The organism is Alistipes sp. CAG:29 (assembly GCF_000435435.1).
Taxonomy (GTDB): Bacteria; Bacteroidota; Bacteroidia; order Bacteroidales; family Rikenellaceae; genus Alistipes; species Alistipes onderdonkii.
Genome location: NZ_FR893471.1, coordinates 1 through 3072, shown reverse-complemented (window position 1 = coordinate 3072; position 3072 = coordinate 1). Strand labels below are relative to the sequence as shown.

Genomic DNA, 3072 nt, shown 5'->3' with positions numbered 1-3072 from the left:
CTGTTCGGCCAGCGCTACCGGGCCAACCAAATACAGAGCGACCACTACGCGATGAAAGCCATGTTCCCGATCTATGCGGTCGCTGGCGACAAGGTGACGCCCGCCCGCGTGAAGAACGCCAAGTCGAAACCCGTCGAGCGGTACTTTCGTTCGTTGAACGAGGGCTACTGCCAACTGTGCCGCAACTGGTCGGGCTTCGGTATCACCTCGGACAAGAAAAAACAGCCGAACGCCGACGCGCTGAACGCCTACCGCAAGGAGTTCCCCGACGAGGCGGGCTGCCGGATGCAGATCGAAAATATCATCGAGGCGGAACGTGCCGCCAAGCGTGCCGACTATCTGAAACTGTGGGCCGAGGTTCCCGAAAACCGCCGTCTGCCGCTCTCGACGGAGCAATACCTGCTCAACTTCGGCGCGGAAACGGGCTACAAGAACGCCCTCGAAGGTTCGGGGCTGAATGTGAAACTGCTCGGCGCCCGCAGGTCTTACGACTGCTTCGACCTGCGTTTCCGGCAGTATGCGCACATTCGCTGGAACGTGAAGTATGACCCGGACAATCTCGACCAAGTGCTGGCCGTGAGCGATGACGGTGCGCTGCGGTTCATGCTCGAAAGCAAATACGTGCAGCCGATGGCGCTGGTGGAGCGGACCGAGGGCGACGCCGCGGAGCTTGCGCGGGTGAAGCAATACAACACGCAGCTCGAAGGTCACGTAAAGGGCCAGCTCGCCATTGCGGGCGAAAGAGTCGAGCAACTGTTCGCCCACAACCCGCAACTCGACAACACCCTTGCCCGCGCGGTGCTCTGCGACTCACGAGGCCAGCACAAGGACCAGCGCAACGCCCGGCGGCTCGCGGCCGTGAATGTGAAGGAGATCGAGGTTAAGACCGTCGAGGAGATCGCTCCGAAACCCGCAAAGAAAGAATCAATATTTAATCTCTACTGATATGAAAGACACCGAAAAACAAGCCATCGCGGACCTGCTGAAAGCGTACTGCGATTTGAAGGGCAGCCAAAACAAGGCCGCCGCATCGCTCAACGCCGTAAGCGCCGCTACAATCTCGCAAATCTTTAACGGGAACTGGGAGTTAATCACCGAGGAGATGTGGCGTAATATCGCGGCGCAGATCGGTTACGACCCGCGCAAATGGGTTGTTATACAGACCCAAGGCTATACCCGTATGTATGACCTGCTCCAAGATGCGCAGGAGAACGCGCTGGTGCTGGCCGTGACGGGCGATGCCGGGTGCGGCAAGTCGCAGGCGATACAGACATACGCCCGCCAGCACCGCGACGTGTTCGTGCTGTCCTGCTCGGAGTACTGGAATCGCAAACAGTTCTTCGCCGAGTTGTTGCAGGTGATGGGCGTCGAAGCTACGGGCAGCACGGTTGCCGAAATGGTTTCCGAAGCCGTCTACAACCTCAAGCGCAAGGCTACGCCGATTATCGTCATGGACGAGGCCGACAAGTTGAGCGATCAGGTGCTCTATTTCTTCATCAGCCTGTACAACAAACTTGAAGATCAGTGCGGCATCGTCATTTGCGCGACCGACTACCTCAAGAAGCGCATCACGCGCGGCGTGAAGGCAAATCGGAAAGGCTACAAGGAAATCTACTCGCGTGTAGGACGGAAGTTCGTCCCGATGCCCGTCGTGAACAACGAGGATATTGCCGCCGTGTGCATCGCCAACGGCGTCACGGACCGGGCGACCATCGAGGAGATCATCGACGATTGCGAGTGCGATCTGCGACGCGTGAAACGGCGTGTTCACGCAGCTAAAAAAGAGGCTTTAAACGGTAATTAAACGCTCTTTAAATGGCAAAGGCGATCAGCAACAAGAACGTCGCGGATGCGAAATTCAACCCGGCCCCGTTCGAGGGCGCGTTCAAGGCGGCCCTCGGCTGTCCCGAATTAAAGGGGTCGTGGTTGATTTTCGGCAATTCCGGTGTAGGTAAAACGACGTTTGCCCTGCAACTCGCCAAGTACCTCACGAACTTCGTCGATAAGGTGGCCTTCGACTCCCTCGAACAAGGGTTGTCGCTCTCGCTGCAAAAGGCATGGAACCGGGTCGGCATGGAGGCCGTCGGCGCAAAGGTGATCCTGCTCGACAAGGAAGGCATCCCGGAACTGCGGGCGCGGCTGGCGAAGCGCAAGAGTCCGAACGTGGTAATCATCGACTCGGTGATGTGTCTGATCGGGCTGCGGATGTCGGACTATCAAAAGCTGGTGAACGACTACCCGAACAAGCTGTTCGTGTTTCTCGCGCACGAGGACGACAAGGGCAAACCGTCGCCCGCCATCGCCGAGAAAATCCGCAAGTTGTCCGATATCAAGATGCACGTCGAGGGGTACAAGGTGTTCACGACAACGCGGTTCGAGGACCGGGAAAAGGGCGAAGGCGGCGAGGACTTCGTGATATGGGAGGAAGGCGCAGCGGAATATTTGGCAAACATTGAATAACTGAATAATATGGCAACAAGTGTAATGGAAAAACAACAAAAGTGGCTGCTGCGGCAGTTCCACACCCTATGCAGCAGGCTGCGCCTGTCTGCCGAGGAGAAGTCCGCGATCATCGAAGGCTACGGCGTCGAGAGTTCTGCGGACATCAACAACGACGATCTGATGAACATCTGCCGCGCGCTCGAAAAGCGCCTCGACAGCAATGCGGTGAAACTCGACCGCCTGCGCAAGCAGGTGATCGCGGCCATCGGCGGCTGGCTGCGGATGCAGGGCAAGCCGGAGAACATCGCCGACATCAAAGCGATTGCGTGTCGGGCCACGAAGTCCGACAACTTCAACCGCATTCCTCCCGAACGGCTGCGCAATGTCTACAACGCCTTTCTCAATAAGCAGAAAGATTCCCGCATGATCGACGAGCTGGTAAGCATGGCGATCTACTCGCAGAGTGAACAACGACAAATACCTAACTGACATGACAATCACACAAGAACGATTTCTCGAACAATTCGCCCAGCGGCTCGTCGATAAGGGATTTATCCGCAAGAACTTCCCCCGCGCCGTTGTACTGGAAAAGCGCATGACCATATCCGAGGGCATGGACTGCAACGTGCA

The 3072-nt window shown here is 57.3% G+C and carries 3 protein-coding genes and 1 pseudogene; all 4 read left to right on the top strand.

Going from position 1 to position 3072, the window contains the following annotated elements; all coding sequences use genetic code 11:
- Positions 1–945, top strand: a pseudogene (locus QVP03_RS08240) (hypothetical protein); the annotation flags it as partial.
- 1 nt (position 946) lies between these two features.
- Positions 947–1804, top strand: coding sequence for an ATP-binding protein (locus QVP03_RS08235; protein WP_022333023.1), 858 nt, complete (start codon positions 947–949; stop codon positions 1802–1804).
- Positions 1805–1815: 11 nt separating this feature from the next.
- Entirely contained in the window at positions 1816–2460 is a 645-nt protein-coding gene (locus QVP03_RS08230) for an ATP-binding protein (RefSeq protein ID WP_022333022.1), read from the top strand.
- 24 nt (positions 2461–2484) lie between these two features.
- On the top strand, positions 2485–2931 hold the full coding sequence (locus QVP03_RS08225) for a hypothetical protein (RefSeq protein WP_288210711.1): 447 nt from the start codon (positions 2485–2487) through the stop codon (positions 2929–2931).
- The last annotated feature ends 141 nt before the right edge of the window (positions 2932–3072 follow it).